The 19411-nt window shown below is 44.7% G+C and carries 13 protein-coding genes and 1 pseudogene; 6 read left to right on the top strand and 8 right to left on the bottom strand.

Features of this window, described 5'->3' with window-relative positions:
- Window positions 1-106 precede the first annotated feature (106 nt).
- Together J7545_RS02035 and J7545_RS02040 are read right to left on the bottom strand one after the other, a co-directional pair.
- The gene (locus tag J7545_RS02035; RefSeq protein WP_318699303.1) at window positions 107-925 is read right to left on the bottom strand and encodes a hypothetical protein; all 819 of its coding nucleotides are present in this window, start codon (window positions 923-925) and stop codon (window positions 107-109) included.
- A gap of 823 nt (window positions 926-1748) precedes the next feature.
- Window positions 1749-2261 (bottom strand): RNA polymerase sigma factor, encoded by a 513-nt coding sequence (locus J7545_RS02040; RefSeq protein ID WP_318699304.1) that lies wholly within the window; start codon window positions 2259-2261, stop codon window positions 1749-1751.
- A 397-nt stretch (window positions 2262-2658) separates the two neighbouring features.
- Here J7545_RS02040 and J7545_RS02045 point away from each other — a divergent pair.
- The 4 genes and pseudogenes from J7545_RS02045 to J7545_RS02060 form a co-directional block, all read left to right on the top strand.
- Window positions 2659-3012 (top strand): annotated as a pseudogene (locus tag J7545_RS02045) (DEAD/DEAH box helicase); the annotation flags it as partial.
- A 189-nt stretch (window positions 3013-3201) separates the two neighbouring features.
- Entirely contained in the window at window positions 3202-3435 is a 234-nt protein-coding gene (locus J7545_RS02050) for a HypC/HybG/HupF family hydrogenase formation chaperone (protein ID WP_318699306.1), read from the top strand.
- A 298-nt stretch (window positions 3436-3733) separates the two neighbouring features.
- Window positions 3734-7294 (top strand): pyruvate:ferredoxin (flavodoxin) oxidoreductase, encoded by a 3561-nt coding sequence (nifJ, locus tag J7545_RS02055; RefSeq protein WP_318719066.1) that lies wholly within the window; start codon window positions 3734-3736, stop codon window positions 7292-7294.
- Window positions 7295-7391: 97 nt separating this feature from the next.
- Complete coding sequence (locus tag J7545_RS02060; protein ID WP_318702123.1) at window positions 7392-8402, top strand: dihydroorotate dehydrogenase-like protein; 1011 nt, start codon at window positions 7392-7394, stop codon at window positions 8400-8402.
- Window positions 8403-8573: 171 nt separating this feature from the next.
- On the opposite strand, the gene J7545_RS02065 is transcribed toward J7545_RS02060, so the two are convergent.
- The 5 genes from J7545_RS02065 to J7545_RS02085 form a co-directional block, all read right to left on the bottom strand.
- Window positions 8574-9440 carry a Uma2 family endonuclease gene (locus J7545_RS02065; RefSeq protein WP_318719067.1) on the bottom strand — a complete coding sequence of 289 codons (867 nt, stop codon included), beginning with the start codon at window positions 9438-9440 and terminating at the stop codon, window positions 8574-8576.
- A 40-nt stretch (window positions 9441-9480) separates the two neighbouring features.
- Window positions 9481-10149, bottom strand: coding sequence for a DUF4033 domain-containing protein (locus tag J7545_RS02070; protein ID WP_318702125.1), 669 nt, complete (start codon window positions 10147-10149; stop codon window positions 9481-9483).
- Window positions 10150-10156: 7 nt separating this feature from the next.
- Window positions 10157-11527 carry an aldehyde dehydrogenase gene (locus tag J7545_RS02075; RefSeq protein WP_318702126.1) on the bottom strand — a complete coding sequence of 457 codons (1371 nt, stop codon included), beginning with the start codon at window positions 11525-11527 and terminating at the stop codon, window positions 10157-10159.
- Window positions 11528-12240: 713 nt separating this feature from the next.
- Window positions 12241-14718: an AAA-like domain-containing protein gene (locus J7545_RS02080; protein WP_318719068.1), complete on the bottom strand. Its 2478-nt coding sequence runs from the start codon at window positions 14716-14718 to the stop codon at window positions 12241-12243.
- A 36-nt stretch (window positions 14719-14754) separates the two neighbouring features.
- Window positions 14755-16584, bottom strand: a complete 1830-nt coding sequence (locus J7545_RS02085; RefSeq protein ID WP_318702128.1) for an AAA-like domain-containing protein — start codon at window positions 16582-16584, stop codon at window positions 14755-14757.
- 507 nt (window positions 16585-17091) lie between these two features.
- Between J7545_RS02085 and J7545_RS02090 the strand changes: the two genes are divergently transcribed.
- Entirely contained in the window at window positions 17092-17535 is a 444-nt protein-coding gene (locus tag J7545_RS02090) for a rhodanese-like domain-containing protein (protein ID WP_318702129.1), read from the top strand.
- Between the two features lie 174 nt (window positions 17536-17709).
- Here the strand turns inward: J7545_RS02090 and J7545_RS02095 are convergent, their stop codons facing one another.
- Window positions 17710-18372, bottom strand: coding sequence for a PEP-CTERM sorting domain-containing protein (locus J7545_RS02095; RefSeq protein WP_318702130.1), 663 nt, complete (start codon window positions 18370-18372; stop codon window positions 17710-17712).
- Window positions 18373-19248: 876 nt separating this feature from the next.
- Between J7545_RS02095 and J7545_RS02100 the strand changes: the two genes are divergently transcribed.
- Entirely contained in the window at window positions 19249-19410 is a 162-nt protein-coding gene (locus J7545_RS02100; protein ID WP_318702132.1) for a hypothetical protein, read from the top strand.
- Window position 19411 lies beyond the last annotated feature (1 nt).

Consider the following 19411-nt stretch of genomic DNA (forward strand, 5'->3'; position numbering starts at 1 on the left):
GCTTTTTCCATGAAGTGAAGCTTAGTTAAACTCTTTCTTACATTAGATCACAAATATTGTAAAATAGGAGAATCCGATAGATTAGAAAGCAAGAAAAGCCGTCCTTTTAGGACGGGGTTTTCAACCCATTTTTCTGATAAGCAAAAACTTTATCTTGTTGAAAATTGCTTAAACTTGCCGGCTTTATGCTTAACGACCCAACTAACCTTTCGTAATCTACCAGAGTAGGATTGGGACCAGCACTTTGAGGTGGCTCTGGAAAAGCCGTCGAACTTTCAATTAATTCTCGCCCTAAAAGTTTGGTAATTTCCTGGAGATGTCCGTACAATTCGCGATTGTTTTCCTCGACCTCTTCAGCTTGTTCGATGTCGCCAGCACTTAAAAAAATTGGAGACTCTTCCTCTATCCTCTTGCTTAACCAAGCATCTATTTCTTTATCAATCTTGTCAAACTCATCTTCCTCCCTAAAATTGCCTTCCAACTGAACGTCATTTGCAGCTTTAGGATACCCTTGCCATCCCTGGCCAGTATCTCCTAATCCCAGAGTTGATTTTAGTTTTAAAACAGCATTTTTTAGCTCTTCTTCTCCCTCAGCAGCTTTAATTTCTTCGCTAATCGACTCTAACGAATCAATTTCAGCCCCACTCCAACCAGGTGCACTCATAGGAGGCTTGCTTTTCTGACTCGCAATACTTGCGATTACTGAACTCAGCCATTTTTTATTGGGAAGTTCATCTTTTGCAGGCAGTTTAGGTAGTCCTGGAATTAGGCTAGGTGGTGCATCTGTCATAGCTAGAGGAGCTAGAACTTGGTAGTCGTATTCATATTTATTAGACAAAATAAGCCTATTGGCAAAAGTTCCTTGTGCCAAAAACGTTACAATGCGGTATATCGCTTTGGTAACTTCTCGCGTTAAAAAATTCACCCTTTTACTCCTTAAAAAACCCTGGTTGTCAGATTTGTAGAACCTAAAGCAGATTCTACGCCCTCGGTCAGCAACGTCTTGGAGACAAGCTCTATCGCTCCTTCTATTAATAAGACTATTTTGGGTGGCAGTTTATGAACTTTTCTACCTAAAAATAGAGAAAATTTCTTTCTTAAGGAGGACGACCGGGCCATTTTCCCGATAACAGGGCGATTTTTTCCGTAGGTAAGCTGCTGGGAACCGGAACCCAAGGCCCCCTGAAAGGCAGAGAAAGAAGCTGGGTTTTACCAAATACCGATCGCCCCTTACCGATTAACCTTTTTTTCCCGCGTCCAATCTGGCCTGACGCAAAATAGCACCAGACCCATCTCCCGGGCAATTCAAATTGATATCTATTCTTAATCCCAGGACTTACCCATGGTTGACGAAAATTCGACGTTTGAGATTGCTTCGCTGTCGCTCGCAATGACAGAAATACGTTTTTTTGCGTAAGTCCTACCAAAATAGCCCCGACTGCCTGGGGTCGAAGAATCAAGTCCAACTTACTCCATCGCAATTTAGATTTGAGCCAGGGTTCGGGACTTACGCACAAGGAACAACGTTTGGGCCTTTGAGATTGCTCTCTCCTCGGCAACGACAGAAATGACCGTTGGAGTTCTTCTTTTGGCCTCAGTTCTGCTGGATTAACCCTTGTTGGGTTCCCCTTCGCTTCACCCAACCTACCAGAGGCAGGTTCCCCCACCGACAACTCATCCGCACTCGTCCCTTCCACATCCGCTGCCAACGAAGAACTAGAGTCCTCTGCCACTCCGTCATACTCGTTCTATCGCTCTCGCAAAATGGCCCTGGCATTAGAAACCCGCTTGCGGGCAGTCCCCTGAGAAATGGCCAACCGTTCCGCTATCTCCTTGTAAGACAGTTCCTCCTTCCAGTAGAGAAAAAAAGTCTCCCGCAACTTGGGAGATAAATTATTTACCTCTCCCTCAAAAAAAAATTCGAGATCTTGCCGCGTAGCGGCAAGATCTGGTTCTTCTTCCTGGCTAACCCATAGCTCCTCCACAATCTCGAAGACCAAGCGATCGCGCTTTTTAAGCAGGTTCGTGCAAAGATTATTCACCAATCTGACCAACCACCCCTTCACATTATCAATAGCTTTGCTGCTGGTTCGCCAACCCTCCCTAGCCCTAAGCATAGCCATACTCAGAGCATCTTCCGCCTCCGTTTGGTTCCCTCTCATGCGTCGGAGACAGCAACGGTAGAGACAGCCTTGATACTGTTGCCACTCCCGCAAAAACACCGAATCAATACCTACAGTTCTTTTGTACCTATCTAGCATCTTTGTAACTACGTCTCCTTTCGGATACAAAAAAATTAAGTTAGGCACCCCGGTTTTATCAATTTTCTGTTTGCAATTTTGTTACTTCTATTTTAGGCTCCAGGCTTGCTGTCGTCAACAACCCAAGTCACTGTCAAATTTAAAAAAGTCTTGGCAGAAGTGCCATGGACATTAGTGGAGTCAAGCACCAAACATGGAATCGAGTATTTTGGTGGGCTATTAAACAGTAGACAGTAGTTCAGGCTTCTAGCCTGATTAAGGTTAATCTAAAACTAGCTCGATTTTGAGCCAGACGAAAGAGACAAACTTGACATCGGAATTAACGGGCGATCGCCAGCAGCGTTATAACAACAACGAACTTATGACGTACTTCTACCTCTTTGAGTTGTATATTCATATGCCTAATGAACTCCGACAACAAGCCTTAAACTTTCTACGCATTGCTCTCAACAACCCCGTAGCAGAATTCAGAGAGGGACAATGGGAAGCCATTGAAACCCTAGTCGAAAATCAAGCTCGTCTCCTGGTAGTACAACGCACCGGTTGGGGCAAAAGTCTAGTCTATTTTCTCGCAACTCGCCTTCTGCGCGATCGAGGAAATGGCCCCACCCTCCTCATTTCTCCCCTACTTGCCCTCATGCGAAATCAAATCGCCGCCGCCTCCAGAATTAACATCAAAGCCGCTACCATTAACTCCAGCAATACAGAAGAATGGGAATCAGTAACAACGGAGCTACTCACCGGAAACATTCTAACGAATATAGCATCGCGAAGTGCTGTATTATTCAACTTCTAGGTGCAATATCCTGCCCACCCTACGATAATATTATTAAAAAAAAACTGAATTTTCCTTCTACTTCCCCATTGTATGATACTCCTAGCAAGCAAGCATTTATCTTAACGAATGCTTAAAAGAAGATTAAATCTAAAGAGGTGGAAAATGTGTTTAGCAGTGCCTGGAAAACTTATTAGCATCTCTGGTGAAGATCCCCTGACAAAAATGGGTCGCGTTAGCTTTGGAGGCGTAATCAAAGAAGTCAGTTTAGCCTATGTCCCCGAAGCTCAAATCCATGACTATGTATTAGTTCACGTCGGTTTTGCCCTATCAATTGTCGATCAAAATGAAGCTGAACAAACCCTAGCTGATTTACAACAAATTAATACATTCAGTTAAATAAGATTAAGAACCTATTCCAAACTGTAGGGACTTATTACATGATCGGAAAAGAATTGACTGGACTAGGAACCAAACAAATTACCCGAAAATAATCCCTGCACAATCCTAGGGTTTGCACCATTGAACTTCTCAGGAGAGTGCAAGTTTTCACCCCGATAAAATTCCGATCGAGAAAAACAATGAAATGATTGTTTTAACTCTCGAAATTAGACCCCCAACCTAGGGAAAAAGGTCAACAGCCCCTGAGCTGTGTCCATTCATCTTCAGTCGTAGACCGAAAGGACTCGAATTACCTATGAACACCAAAAACTATGCAACACTAGACGGCAACGAGGCAGTAGCCCGTGTTGCGTACAAACTCAACGAAGTCATTGCCATTTATCCCATTACTCCTTCCTCTCCGATGGGAGAATGGGCAGATGCCTGGATGTCGGAGGGGCGGCCGAACCTATGGGGAACCGTACCCTCAGTCGTAGAAATGCAAAGTGAAGGAGGAGCCGCAGGAGCAGTCCACGGATCGCTACAGGGGGGGTCTTTAACGACGACCTTTACCGCATCTCAAGGGTTGCTGCTCATGATTCCCAACCTCTACAAAATTGCTGGGGAACTAACGGCAGCCGTATTGCATGTTGCGGCTCGTTCGGTTGCGGCTCAAGCTCTTTCAATTTTTGGGGATCATTCCGACGTAATGGCGACGCGTGCCACTGGTTGCGCTTTGCTGTGTTCGGCATCGATACAAGAAGCTCATGACTTAGCGCTGGTGGCTCAAGCGGCTTCCCTGAAGTCCCGTGTGCCCTTTATCCACTTCTTCGATGGTTTTCGGACTTCCCACGAAGTGCAAAAGATCGAACTGCTCGAAGAGAGTGTCCTGCGGGCAATTATTGACGATCGCACCGTCTACGACCATCGATCGCGCGGCCTAACCCCCGATCGCCCCGCTCTGCGCGGAACGGCTCAAAATCCGGATGTTTACTTCCAAGCCAGAGAAAGCGTCAACCCCTTCTATGATGTCTGCGCCGAAGAAGTGCAGAAAGCCATGGATCGGTTCGCCCAACTAACAGGACGCAGATATCAACCCTACGAATACCACGGCGCACCCGATGCCGAGCGCGTTGTCATTCTCATGGGTTCCGGCTGTGAAACCGCCCATGAAACCATTGATTATCTCGTCGCTCAAGGGGAAAAAGTAGGCGTGCTAAAAGTGCGCATGTATCGCCCCTGGGACGGCAGTAAATTCATTAGCGCTCTTCCCGAAACTGTAAAGGCGATCGCCGTTTTAGACCGCACCAAAGAACCCGGCGCATCCGGCGAACCCCTGTACTTAGATGTGGTGACTGCCTTCTACGAAGCCACTTCGACTCCGCTCAGTGAACGGAGTGTGCCTAAAATTGTGGCTGGACGCTATGGCTTATCTTCCAAAGAATTTAACCCAGCCATGGTCAAGAGCGTCCTCGACAACCTCAGCCAAGAGTCACCGAAAAACCACTTTACTGTTGGCATCAACGACGACTTAACCAACACCTCTCTAGAGTACGATCCCAGCTTCTCTATCGAACCCGATAGCGTCGTGCGGGCGATGTTCTACGGTTTGGGTTCCGATGGTACAGTTGGAGCCAATAAGAACTCCATTAAGATTATCGGCAACGATACCGATAACTATGCCCAAGGCTATTTTGTTTACGACTCCAAGAAATCTGGCGCGGTAACCGTCTCTCACCTACGATTTGGCCCCGATCGCATTCGCAGCACCTATCTGATTACCCAAGCTAACTTTATTGGCTGTCACCAATGGACTTTCTTAGAAAAACTCCAAGTGTTGGGATCGGCAGCACCCGGCGCAGTCTTCCTACTTAACAGTCCCTACGGTCCAGAAGAGGTCTGGGATAAACTCCCCTTGGAAATCCAAGAAGTCATCGTGCGCCAAGGTCTGAAGTTCTATGTGATTAACGCCAACCAGGTAGCGCGGGAAACCGGCATGGGAAATCGGATCAATACCATTATGCAGACCTGTTTCTTTGCCTTAGCGGGAATTTTACCCAGGGATGAGGCGATCGCCAAAATTAAGAAGGCGATCGAAAAAACCTATGGTAAGAAAGGGGCAGAAATTGTTCAATTGAATATCAAAGCTGTCGATCGAACCCTGGATAATCTCTATGAGGTCAACGTCGGCGGTGCCAATAGCAATCTGCATATTTTACCCGCCATTGGAGACGCTGCTCCCCAATTCGTGCGGGAGGTGGAAGGGGTAATGCTGGCACGGCAAGGAGATAGCCTACCCGTCAGTAAGCTCCCCTGCGATGGAACCTATCCCACCGGAACCTCGAAATGGGAAAAACGGAATGTAGCTCAAGAAATTCCGGTTTGGGACCCGGATGTTTGCGTGCAATGTGGCAAGTGTATTGCTGTTTGTCCCCACGCCACGATTCGCGGTAAAGCCTATGATGCCGGTTCTTTAGCCAATGCACCGGAAAGCTTCAAGTCTATCGATGTCAAAGATAAGGCCTTTGCCGGACAAAAATTTACCATTCAAGTGGCTCCCGAAGATTGCACGGGATGTGGCGTTTGTGTCGATATCTGCCCGGCGAAGAACAAATCCATGCCCTCGAAACGGGCAATTAACATGGAGTCTCAGTTACCCTTGCGGGAACAAGAGAGCCAAAATTGGGACTTCTTCCTCGGACTGCCCAATCCCGATCGCGCGGCCTTAAACTTAGAACGTATTCGCCAACAGCAATGGCAAGAACCCCTGTTTGAGTTCTCTGGAGCCTGCGCCGGTTGTGGGGAAACGCCTTATATTAAACTAGCAACCCAGTTATTCGGCGATCGCATGGTCATCGCTAACGCCACTGGTTGTTCCTCTATCTATGGAGGTAACTTACCCACCACACCTTACAGTGTGAACAGTGAAGGTCGGGGGCCGAGTTGGTCCAATAGCCTGTTTGAAGATAACGCCGAGTTTGGTTTAGGCTTCCAGTTGGCCATTTCCAAACATCAAGAATTTGCCTGCGAACTGGTGCAAAAATTAGCCGGCATCCTAGGGGATAACCTAGTCAGTCAAATCCTCAATAATGGCCAAAAAACCGAAGCGGATATCTACGAGCAACGGCAATATGTAGCCCAAGTGAAAGAACTCCTCGCCGGTAATACCGACCCAGACGCGCAGCAATTGCTCAGTTTAGCCGATTATTTGGTGAAAAAATCCATCTGGATCGTTGGCGGTGATGGTTGGGCTTACGACATTGGCTATGGTGGTTTAGACCATGTGCTGGCATCCGGCCGGAATGTGAATGTTCTGGTGATGGATACGGAAGTATACTCCAATACGGGCGGTCAATCGTCCAAAGCCACCCCCAGGGGAGCCGTCGCTAAATTCGCTGCCGGTGGTAAACCTGCGCCCAAGAAAGATTTAGGTCTGATTGCCATGACCTACGGCAATATCTATGTGGGTTCTGTGGCTCTAGGGGCGCGAGATGAACATACCCTCAAGGTCTTCCTAGAAGCTGAAGCCTATGACGGCCCCTCCTTGATTATTGCGTACTCCCACTGTATCGCCCATGGTATTAATATGACCACTGGTATGAGCCATCAAAAGGCAATTGTAGAAAGTGGTCGCTGGTTGCTCTACCGCTACGATCCCAGACGCACGGAGGCAGGTGAAAATCCCCTACAGTTGGATTCGCGATCGCCCAAGAAAGGCGTTAAAGACTCCATGTACGCCGAAAACCGGTTCAAGATGTTGACCAAAACCAAACCAGAAGACGCAAAACGCTTATTGAAAGAAGCGCAACAAGATGTCAATACCCGGTGGGAAATGTATAAATATCTCGCCGAACGGAGTCTGAAGTCGGAAGAGTAACTCCCTTGGAGTAGGAGATGGGGAGATAGGGGGAAATTCCCTATTCCCTATTCCCCATTCCCTATTCCCCATTACCCATTACCCATTACCCATTACCATGGATTTAACCACAACCTATTTAGGTCTCAATCTGCGATCGCCGATCGTTCCCAGTGCTGCCCTACCCCTCTCGGAAGATATCGACACCATTAAACGTCTCGAAGATGCCGGTGCTGCTGCCGTTGTCCTCCATTCCCTCTTTGAAGAACAACTGCTGCGAGAAAAATTTGAACTGCACCATCACCTCGAATATGGCACAGAAAGCTTTGCTGAAGCCCTATCCTATTTCCCAGAACCTGACGAGTTTCACGTCGGCCCAGAATTGTACTTAAAGCACATTCGCCAAGCCAAAGCAGCCGTCAATATTCCCATTATTGCCAGTCTCAATGGCTTTTCTTCTGGTGGATGGGTGGAATACGCCAAACTCATGCAAGACGAGGGCGCAGACGCGATCGAGTTAAACATCTATTATGTCCCCACTGACTTTGACATGAGTGGCGCACAGGTAGAACAAAACTATATCGACACCTTAAGCGAAGTCAAAAAAGAAGTCACCATTCCCATTGCTCTCAAACTTAGCCCCTTTTTCAGCAACATGGCCAATATGGCCAAACGCTTTAGTGAAATCGGAGCAGATGGGTTAGTGCTGTTTAACCGCTTCCTCCAACCAGACATTAACGCCGAAGATTTAGAGGTAGAAGTCGGTTCTGTCCTCAGCAGTACCCATGACTTGCGCTTGCCCATGCGTTGGATTGCCATTCTTTATGGTCGTATTGATTGCGACCTAGCTGCCACCAGTGGCGTACAACGGGGTCATGATGCGATTAAACTCTTGATGGCTGGCGCATCAGTCACCCAGGTTTGCTCTACCCTGCTCCGTCATGGAATTCACCATATCCAAGTGATGGAAGAAGAAATTAACCATTGGATGGAAGAGCATGGCTATGAGTCCGTGAAGCAAATGCAGGGTTCTATGTCCCAACTCCATTGTGAAGATGAGTCTGCCTATGAACGGGCGCAGTATATGCGGGCGATTACGTCTTATACTCCAACCCATAGTTTAGTCTAGTTCACAACTCAACATAGACCGCAGGTAGGGGCTTTTTCGCCCCTACAGATTTTGTGTAAACACACCAGCTTAACCTGCTATATAGAACAGCTAAAAGCTCCATCAAGTCTATTGTTTGCTCCCCCTATCTCCCCATCCCCCTATCCCCCCATCACAGCGCAAAGCACTGTATCATTCCCACTGACTCACCTCTTCAACCGATAATCCCAAGGCTTCAGCAACTTGCTTGGTACTCAAACCCATACTCAACAGCCGAGGAATAGCTGCTTGCTGGGCACCTTCAGCACGGTTAGCTCGTTGGTTAGCTCTCTCCGCTTCTTGCTGGGCAAGACTAGCTTCCTGCTGGGCACGATTAGCTATTTCCTCTGGCGTGGGAATCCAATTTCCCTCTGCATCGTACCAGCGTAACCATTGTCGTTTTAATCCATGGTATTTCCCGAACCATAATCCTAGTCCTAATTCTAATTCCGGAAACCAGAATTTCGATTCAGTCAGTTCTTGCTCTTGATAGCGATTTCCTTGCAGTTGAAAAACTTGCAACTTGTCTCGATAGCGGTCAAAAACAATATAGTAGGGAATACCAAGAATTTGCTCATAGACTTCCCATTTGGTTGGCTGTTTTCCCTGTCGCTCGGTTTTACCTAAGTCTTCATTGCGGGTTCCTGGGGAGAGTAGTTCCATCATCACAATCGGTGGCACTTCTTCTTGCCAGAACACATAACTTAACCGAGCTTCGGTTTCATCGTACAGGTGAGGCACTCCTACGACAGCATACCAATCCGGTCGCTTGTACCATAGGGTATGTTCGGGGTCATAGTAGAGATTTAAGTCTCCAGCAACTAAGATTTGTTCGGGGGGATAGGTTGGAGGATGAAATGTGGCACTACAGAGTTCTGCTTGCCACAGATGATACAGGTCAGGCAATCCAGAATCTCCTATTTCTTCACTAGGCAGATCGTACATGGTGGGCAGGGTTCCTTTTCCAGGGAAGGGAGGAGAAACCCGTTTGAAAATAGTTTCGGTGGGAGACATGGTCATGGAGTTTAGGTTGGGTGCTTGTATTGTAACAATTTACTTATTACTTATTATTTAACCTATCGCGCACGCGAGGACAGGGTTCAGGCTTCACGGAGGCGATCGCACAATGATCTTTTAAGCAAGATTGCTCAAAGGCGGCTTCTTGTTCTAAAGGTTGGGGATATTGTCCAAATACCATTTCGCAACTGAAATCTTCAAAGTTGGGAGTCATGGTTAAGGGAATGCCAAATTGCTGGGTAAAAAAGTCTTGAGTCGGGAGTTTGCACATATTAATGCACATTCCCACACATCCGCTTTGTTCTAAATAGCGGCATTTTTTAATCTGAACTGCGCTTTTTTGTTGCCGAATCGTTTGATTTTTATTCTTTATTTCTACTGTCTTCGTTTCACACGGACCAACTAACCATTCAAATAAGAGCGTTGCAAACCAGGCATTGGCTTCACACACCCATTGGGTAGGGGAGGTCAATGTCCGGATAATGGTTAAAATGGGAGCAGGAATCAGGGAATTTAAGACCTTTTTCACCAATTGTTGTTGTTCTAAGGAATTGCGTCCCTGCATGATTTTCTGGGATACATCAACAAAGCCTTCATAGCCTATTTTTGAACTACCTTTACCCACCACAGCAGCCATTTTGCGGGTAAAAAGGGCAATAAACAGGCGATCGCACAGATTATCGTGGTAAGAGGTAGGTTCAGGCACAGTCATGATGCGGTTAATATCTCAGGAGTCTTTTCAACAGTTGGAGCTTGTTGCCATAGGGGGGATATCGCAAGTTGAGATCCAGCCAAAACCAGCGTCTTAAGACACTTTTGTAATGGCTAAAGGTTTGAAAGCTGGCCAATCCATGATAGCGGCCCATGCCACTTTGTCCAACTCCTCCGAACGGCAGTTGGGGAATGTTGAACTGTAAAACTGTATCGTTGAGAGCGACAGTTCCCGATGAAACCTGTTGTAGCACTTGGCGCTGAACTCGGGAGCGTTTGGAGAAGAGATAGAGAGCGAGGGGTTTGGGACGTTGATTGATTTCGGCGATCGCCTCCTCAATCTCACCATAGTCTAGAATCGGTAAAATTGGTCCAAAAATCTCCTCTTGCATCACCAAGGAATCCCAGGTTATTCCATCAATCAAAGTGGGGGCAATATAGCAAGTTTCCGCATTGGTGTGCCCTCCACAAAGAATATTCCCTTCTTGCAGTAATCCCTGGAGATGGTTAAACTGTTTGTCATTCACAATGCGGGCATAATCTGGACTTTCTTCCGGGTTTTCACCATAGAAAGCTTTAACTTCAGACAGCATCGCTTGAATTAGATCGGCTTTAACTCGCCGATCTACCAGCACATAATCTGGAGCAATACAAGTTTGTCCGGCATTGATAAATTTACCCCAAATAATCCGCCGCGCTGTGCAAGCCAAGTTACACTCTCGATCCACAATACAAGGACTTTTTCCTCCCAACTCTAACGTCACTGGCGTTAAGTGTTTCACCGCGGCTTCCATGACGATTTTGCCAATTCTAGAACTACCCGTAAATAAAATACGATCGAATTTCTGGGCTAAGAGTTCTTGGCTGACTTCGGCATTTCCTTCGAGTACAGCAATATAGTTAGGATCGAAATTTTCAGTAATGATTTCTGCTAAAATTCCGGAAGTCTTGGGGGCTATCTCCGAAGGCTTAACCACAGCACAATTTCCCGCTGCTATTGCTCCCACCAGGGGCGTTATCGCTAAATTAAACGGATAATTCCAAGCAGAGATAATCAGCACTACACCTAAGGGTTCCGGATAAATTTCGCCGACAGAAGGCCACATCACGAAGGGAGTGAAGGTGCGTTTCGGTTTTACCCATTGATTTAAGTTCTTTAAGGCATAATCAATTTCGGCGATCGGGCTAAATTCATAATAACCCTCTAATTTAGGTTTATTTAAATCCTCTTTCAATCCAGCCAAGATTTTGGATTTATTTTGCTCAATTACCGCCCTCAGCCTTTGAAGCTGAGATTTCCGAAATTTTAAGTCTCTGGGTTGCCCAGCTTGGAAAAATTCCCTCTGTTTAGCAATCAGTTTTTCACAGTTCATTTTCATAACCAATGCTGGGATTGGGTATACCGGGTTAAATTATCCATCTTCTGAGCATATCTAACCACAAGGATAGCGATCGCCTGTCAGTTTACCATTCAAGCGATCGCTGTTCTGTTATCCTTCATCGCTGAGAGTCCCTTCAAGCCTGGGGATGTCCCTCCTGATGACTCCTCTCCCAGCATCGCTCCAGAAGGATTAATTGATAGCGATACCAAAATTGCTGGGGACTCCAGATCGTGGGAGACTCTGGGTTAAACAAGGGTTGCTGAAGATAAGCCCATAATGGGAGCCAAAAGGTGTAATAGTTAAACTTCATGGTTATCTAAACGGTTAAGATGGTGAGATTTACAATGACAGTCCACCTAGATGGCAGGTGAGTCAGGATTGAGCCGTTATATCCCTTCCTTTCTCTACTGTGCCAAACTCATCGGCAGACTTGCTGAAATGTTGCATTCTTTGACAAAACTTGACATTTAACTTAAAACTCCACCGATCAAGTCGAGAACAGGCGAACCCCTTCCCCAAACAGAAACAGGTTTCAATCCAATCCTCCTGGAGTCACCACCCACAAAAGGCTATAGTCGGACATTGACTTGGAAAAGTTCCCGTAACGCTCCATCGGATAGATACAGAGACAGCTATCTTGCTAATTTCCCCTCTCTATTGTCTATTGTCTAACCTGCACAGCTCATTCTTTCAGCAAACCCTAAATCAAGTTATTTGAGATAGTTTTGAATAGAAGGGACATCGAGGGTTTCATTATTAATCACTAACGCGATATTGATATTTTCCAGGAAATTAACAAACCATTGAATTTGATCCAGAGGCTTAGACTCATAATAATTGAACCACTGAAATAATTGTCGTCCTAAATTAGATTGACTTTGTCCAGAAATCAAAACGATTTTCAGCAACAAAGCGCTAGTTTTGAGTTCCCCTAAGCTCGCAATTAAATTAATAAAAATATAGTGGTTTGGATCGTTGGGACTCTCAATCAAAAACCTCAATAGTCTCTCGCAAGTTTGATTGAGCAACAGTGAATTAAATCCTTCATTATCTTGTTCGGGCAATAAACTTTTGAGTTGTCGTCTTAATTTGAAATTAAATTGCTGAGACCGAAAATCAGCATCAATTGCGGTAATGATATACTGATAAAAATCATCTTTAAATTCTTGATATGACTCAACTTGTTCTGTGTGTTCTAGGAATGCTCTAGCTAAATCTTTATAACTAGAAGTTCCTTCCACTTTTCCTGTAAACTGTTTAATCGCTAAATACAAATCCTGGTCACTAAGCAGAGTAGGATTAGCAAAAGGCTTTTGACTGGCTACACCTGATGTTTTTTTAATTAAATATTTGGCATATTGGGATAGACTAAGTTCAAATTCCCATTGCCGTTCTGCTTGAATTTCTTGCAACAGTTGTTGGTGTTCCCTTGAGCTACTAGAAGACACGAGAGAATAGCGATAGAGATAAGGGTATCGATGAATTTGGGTTTTGAGTGGAGAAGTTAAAATGGGCGATAATTTTGATTTAGAATCAGATTTATTTTTAATTAAAATACGCAGAAATTGATAATCTTCAGTTTCCTCAAACTCTTTAACTGTTGCGTGAATAATCGGCTCAACAAAAAGCTTGTCGATCATTTTGTATTCATGACTTTCGCAAAACCGATCGACCATCTTTTTGAGTTGGTCAACATATTTAGGCAAAGGAGAAGAATAAGAATATTGGTTTTCTTTTTGCTGATTGAACAGGGCAATTAATCCAACAATGGCAATTTTTGATGCAGCGCGCATTTGCCAATGATTGATTAAAATATAAAAACAGCGATTCAAGATTTTGTTAAACTGATGTTGTTCGGGGACTTGAATAACTAGCCGTCGAATAACCGCACTGATTTCAATATCTGGATATCCAATAACTTCAATCAACAATTTATGAACTCTTTGAATCATCACAGCCGGAGATTCTTCTTGCACCCAATACAGAAGATGATCGTAAAGAGTTTGTTCATCTGATAAACATTTCTTGGTCAATGATTTAACGGATTTATCCGGGCTATACCCCAGACAACTCTCCAGCCATTTAAAGTTAAACGTATCGGCATAAATTTGGTTATAAACTCTGAGGATAGGACGAGCATAGTGATGGCCAAATGGTAATTTAATCGCTAAACCACTCAACCGTAGTTCAGTTTGCTGTGGGCTCTCTTCTGATGGAATTTCACCTTGCTTTAAAATTTGCCAATATAACTCTAATAAAGACTTTCGATTGGGACTTTCAAGCAGGCGATCGCGAATAGATCTGAGGTGTTCTGGTTCATCTTGAGTTTCCCAATTATGGAGGATTTTTCTATAAACCAACTGATGGACTGTTTTGCGTTCTTGATTGAGAGAAATAAAGTTATCTCCATTAGCAACTAAATGGCATAATTTTTGAGTTAAAAATGGCTTCCCTCCTGTCCAATTTAAAATGGATTTGAGAACCGTTTTCGGGTCTCTTGCTTTCATAACCAACCCTTCTGCCAACCCTAAACAATCTTGAAATTGAAATCCAGTGAGCTGAATTTCTAGACCCATATCAAAAGGACTAATTTCAGGTTGAGAAGTGAGTTCTGATGGACTGGCAACACCCAGCAAAACCCAAGTGAGGCGGTGATATTCTAGATTTTTTTTTCGATTTTGATAGCAAGATTGAATTAATCCAAAGAATTCATTAATTGGGAATTTTAAGCCCAAAACACTATCAATTTCATCGACAAAAATGACAATATTATGGGGGATATGAAATAAAATGACTTCAGTTAACAATAGACGCAGCCGCTCGACGGGAGGAAAAGAGAGGCGATCGCGCCACCATCTGGGTAAATTTACTTTATCAACTAAATTAAAGCTACTTAATACCGAATAGGCAAAGGCAGCATACCATTCTTCTGTGGTGATATTGCAGCTAAAAATAGCAGTTAAATCGACTACCCCACAAACAATTCCCCGATTTCTGAGTAGCTCAATGGTGCGGACTCGTAAAGAGGATTTTCCCATTTGCCGGGAGTTGAGAACATAGCAAAATTCTCCCGCTAGAACCCCGCGAAATAAATCAGCATCGGCTTGACGAACCACATAAGTTGGAGAATTCAGGGGTAAGCTACCACCAAATTGATATTCATACATTTTTGTAAATGTGTTATTCATGACTCCCCTAGATAAACGCACCACACTGAAAAAAAATCAAGAGAGTTGAACTCGAAAATATTGACGATATAAATTACATCTAGGAATGACATTATGACCTTGTAAATGGATTAAACCCATGCTGTGTAACTTAAATGCTTGGATGGATTCGAGTTGCATTTCTTGGGGACTGATTACCACTTTTTTGAGGGCTTCTTTTAAAACAGAATGGTGATGTAAATTCCATAAGTGTCGCCTTAAATGATCGCTATATAAACCCGCATCAGTAGCCGCTGTTTCTAAGACCGTTTTTAAGGTTATTTCGTGGCGAGCAATATGGTAGAGTGCTAATCGGACTAAATAGGGATGTCCTCCTACCATAGACATGAGCTGGTTTACTTCTGAGATTGTCCAATCTAAGCCATGACGATGAGCGAGTTCGAGAATTTTCTCAGGGGGAAATTCGGGGAGTTCAATGGGTAAGCCGACATTAAAGGGGGATTGGTTAATACTCATGGGAACATAGACTTCTGTGGAATGGACAACGACTAAGCGTAGTTGTTTCCAAATCTCTCGGTTTTTCCCTTCTTCATGCCAGGCTCGCAGGAGACTAAAAAAGTCTGAGGCAATGTCGGGAAAAGAGAAAACAACATCGACTTCATCTAATCCTAAAACTAAGGGAGATTCGCAGTAGGGAAGAATATAGTTCTCAAAGTAGGATTTGCAGGCAACTTTGGCTCCAAAAATGCTGTTCCAATGCTCTTCAAAGTTAACGGGGAGGTTGATTTGCAGGCTAATATTGGCACAAAACCATTTGAGAAAGAGTTCAAGATCGGTGAAGACTTTGCTGTCGGCAAGTTGAAAACTGAGGGGAACGGTGGCATAGTCAACGGTGCAGGCATGGTGTAGAATTCGAGCCATAAGGGAGGTTTTTCCCATTTGTCGAGGTGCTTTGATGCGAATTAAGGCTCCGGGTTTTTCGATCGCCTCATAACATCGTGTTTCAATTCTGGGCCGTTCGATATAAAATGCTGAAGCCAGCTCTACTTGTCCTCTGGGTATTTCGGGTTCGGCAATGGGTTGGGGGGGAGATTTGGGTAAGATAGCGTAGGATTGATTGGTGGGTTGCTCTGGGGGAGAGAGTTCGTTCATCTGCTGGCGATCGCCCTCAGCCAAAAGTTGCAATAGGGTTTTAATTAACTTGGGGGTATCATCTGGCGATCGCCATCTTAACCTCGGTAAGTCCTGTAAATATCCCCGCAAGTCGTGGTTAAGCAAGCTAAATGAATTCTTGATTTCTAACGGAATAATATGGGGGAGTCCCTGCTGACGAGATTCTTGTAAAGACTTGACAATTCGCACCTCTTCGGTAATCATTTCACTCACCGCAGAAAGAGGCGAAAGCAACAGTAATACCTCTTCACAGGTATTCAGTTCTCGGTAAATTTGTTGCAAGCCATTTTTGGCCATCCGCAGGCAATTATCGGCTAAAGTCACCGTATAACCAGAGTTTCTCAGGGTTTCGTAGAGCTGGGAAATCAGGCTTAAAGGCGGATCGGTGGGACTTTGATAGTAACTGAGCAGGATATGATGTTTTTGGGGTTGGAGTTCCCGGTTGGTTTTCAGCGCTTCCCCAATTAACTCTGGACGATATTTGGCGATCAGGGCAACTAATTCCCCACGACGGGAATATCCCGCTTCTTGCGGATCGACATCTCCCAAAAACGCATCACAGATATGTTGGATATGTTTGCGTACCGTCACCGGTTGAATATAAAGCTGTTCGGCGATCGCCGTATCTTCTTCACCGGCTAACACTTTCAGCAGCACTTCTTGTCGCCTAGGGGTAAGATTAGCAAAGGATTGGATAAACTGAATCTGGTTCATCAGATTACACAAAGAAACAACACATCGGGGATGAGACGATGGCTCTAAGAGAACCCGAATCTTCTTCTATTGTTTATTAATATCGTCAGAACTGCCACTGAGGACAATTGTGTATGCAAACACCACATCACAGAGCAATGGGTGAAAATTATCGCTTCTGTGAATCTTGCTTACACAAAACCCCCTCATCTCCCTAACGTCAGTCATAGTAGAAGCATCAGAGTCATCATTGTCCTGTTTGGTCTGACCTTCGGGTTTGCCTATCCTTGAGACGAATCTTTATGAGTTGCTTGAACCTAGGGTGAGTTGAGTTTTTATATAGCGCTCAACTCCTCAGAGATAGTAAGGCTTTGAGGATCTCTGCTCCTTTGATGCTAAGTCGTGTTCCAAACTGATGTGCAGGCTACTTGATTGCAGTCTGCACTATTTTTTTTAAAGGACGTTATAGAATATCGAAACAATCATATACCACAACCCTATTCCCTAGCGCGAAGCACTATATCTCTTATGCAAACGAAACGCTGGATTTTAGTTCTATCAAGTTTATATTTAAGTGCGACGATCGCCGGTTGCGCTCTTCCGGGTAATAGCCAAGAGGCGATCGCCGAAATTAGTGTGACTCAAGTCAGACAACTCGCGGCTGACCAGCCCGGAACTTTAGCCGAACAAGCCCTATTTATTGATGTGCGCACCCCTCAAGAATACGCCCAAGATCGCATTGGAGAGAGTCCTTTAATTCCCCTAGCAGAAATTGAATCAGGAGAAGCGATTGAAAAAATTCGTCAATTAGCCGGCGATCGCCTGGTTATCCTCTATTGCTTCTCTGGAGTTCGCTCCGGTATCGCCCAACAGCTCCTAGAACAAGCCGGTATTGAAACCGTCAGTCTAGAAGGAGGCATTCAAGCCTGGCGGAAAACCATTCCTGCAACCACAGAAGCCAACCTCTTTTAATCGGCAGTCGGCAGTAGAAAAACAACCGGTTTTCCCCTATTCCCCATTCCCAAGGGCTAAAAAATAGGGGGTGAGGTTCACCCCCTCATCCGATCTACAAATTTTACTGAAAGCACTCAACGCATCTATTGTTAATCAGGAGAAATCTATTAAGAACTCAACTATCCCAGAATGTTATTTACTGGATCTTCTCTTCATACCGAACATGCCAGCAGCCAGCAGACCTAAAGCAGCAGCAGCACTAGGTTCAGGAACTTCATTGGGAGGATTATATGGCTCTTCTCCACCATCGTAAGCCCAGAAACTACCATGAGATAAACCTTGAGCTTTACCTTTCTTATTAACTGAAACACCATCAGTGGTGAATGTCCCGTCAAGCCTACCCGAATCGAGTTGTGCTTGACTGATTTGGAAATTTTCAAACAGGTAAACACTGTAGCCTGTAGACGATTTGAAGCTTACGGCGAATGTTGCCGTTAAATCGTTTCCAAACAGTTGGTCTAGATTCTTCGTTAAAGACCATGTGGCATCAGTAGAACCATTATCTGCTTGAAATCCGAAGCTTCCACCATCACCATCTGATTTGCCATTTAGCGACCAGTCGCTGCTAAAACCGTAGGAACCAAATACTGTTCCATCGTTGAGGTAGCCTTCTAGAGTTCCTTTATTTCCTGTATCATTACCTCCAAACTGCCCTCCACAAGCAGTGTAGTTGATACCCTCAAGGGTGATATCGGAAAGCCCGCAGTCGAGGGCTTGAGCATCAACAACAGAGAAGCCAACGAACGTAGTAGCTATTAGTGTAGAACCAATTAAGGTAGAGATAGCAGATTTCATTATTATATAACTCCTAGAACTTAACAGTTGGCATCAGCAGCTCATTTTGCTGTCTTTGCCTCCTGATATTCCTATGATAGGCAAGCAATAGAGGAGTGTCCACAGAAAAAAACACATTTTACTGACTCTTCATGTTAGAGCGTTTTTTTATGATTTTGAGGTTAATTTTCCGTAGTTTACGGATACCTTGAAAAGCTGAAATTCTTGTTTTCTGGGGACTATGGGCAAAGAATTGCTGATTTTTACGGAATTTATCCCAGGGATTTTCAGTTTAGGAAAAGATCTACTCTTTTGGACTCCGTACCTATTCCTGCGTTTCTGCGGATAACCGAAATTAAACATCCGTATTTCTGTATTGAGATCGGATTAGAGTCTGACTGCCTCTTCTGTTGATCGTGAACCTCCCCGTCGCTAGGAGATCTAAAGGAGCCACAACACTGGCTTCAGGAATTGCCTTGGGAGTTGGACTAAAGTCAAAGGAAGCGATCGCTTTCCTCATCATTCTATGGTAGACCGGTCTTTTGAGAACTTCTACCGGGAAAACTCTGGGAAAATCAGAGTTTACAGACTCTTCATATTCATCGATCATTACATAGAGCCATATGAAGTTTTGATGAAGATCGAGACGCTTATAATTCCCTATTCCCAGAGAAAAAACCTGGACAGTACGACTGACTCAGCCACTACTCGGGTCAGGTCGTGCGATCGCACGACCTGCTCAAAAACAAATGAGTAAGTTTTGAGATTTATGAAGAGCTGAATGGGGTAGGATGTACGATTTAATGACTTTTTTGTATTTTGAGATACAGTTTTGAAAATTGATTTATGGTTGGAAAAGATGCAAGTGCCTCTACCCTGAGGTCAGGAGTTTGAAGGATGTCCATCTTAACTCAATCGCCAAAGGCGATCGCCACTCAATCCGGTTTTACTTCCTTTTCGAGTCCCCTCCAGTCCGATTCCTGGATTATGCTAACGGAACGCCCCAGCCATTGGGCCGCAGATGAAGCCCTATTATTATGTAACCAATCCCCGGGCTAAA

Source organism: Roseofilum sp. SBFL (genome assembly GCF_017746885.1).
GTDB lineage: Bacteria > Cyanobacteriota > Cyanobacteriia > Cyanobacteriales > Desertifilaceae > Roseofilum.

Bases quoted from the DNA above. Each gene is read 5' to 3' on its own strand.
- J7545_RS02095 (WP_318702130.1), bottom strand. From the start codon at position 18,372: ATGAAATCTGCTATCTCTACCTTAATTGGTTCTACACTAATAGCTACT.
- J7545_RS02075 (WP_318702126.1), bottom strand. From the start codon at position 11,527: ATGAAAATGAACTGTGAAAAACTGATTGCTAAACAGAGGGAATTTTTC.
- J7545_RS02040 (WP_318699304.1), bottom strand. From the start codon at position 2,261: ATGCTAGATAGGTACAAAAGAACTGTAGGTATTGATTCGGTGTTTTTG.
- J7545_RS02080 (WP_318719068.1), bottom strand. From the start codon at position 14,718: ATGAATAACACATTTACAAAAATGTATGAATATCAATTTGGTGGTAGC.
- J7545_RS02050 (WP_318699306.1), top strand. From the start codon at position 3,202: ATGTGTTTAGCAGTGCCTGGAAAACTTATTAGCATCTCTGGTGAAGAT.
- J7545_RS02090 (WP_318702129.1), top strand. From the start codon at position 17,092: ATGCAAACGAAACGCTGGATTTTAGTTCTATCAAGTTTATATTTAAGT.
- J7545_RS02070 (WP_318702125.1), bottom strand. From the start codon at position 10,149: ATGACTGTGCCTGAACCTACCTCTTACCACGATAATCTGTGCGATCGC.
- J7545_RS02085 (WP_318702128.1), bottom strand. From the start codon at position 16,584: ATGAACCAGATTCAGTTTATCCAATCCTTTGCTAATCTTACCCCTAGG.
- J7545_RS02060 (WP_318702123.1), top strand. From the start codon at position 7,392: ATGGATTTAACCACAACCTATTTAGGTCTCAATCTGCGATCGCCGATC.
- J7545_RS02100 (WP_318702132.1), top strand. From the start codon at position 19,249: ATGTCCATCTTAACTCAATCGCCAAAGGCGATCGCCACTCAATCCGGT.
- J7545_RS02065 (WP_318719067.1), bottom strand. From the start codon at position 9,440: ATGACCATGTCTCCCACCGAAACTATTTTCAAACGGGTTTCTCCTCCC.
- nifJ (WP_318719066.1), top strand. From the start codon at position 3,734: ATGAACACCAAAAACTATGCAACACTAGACGGCAACGAGGCAGTAGCC.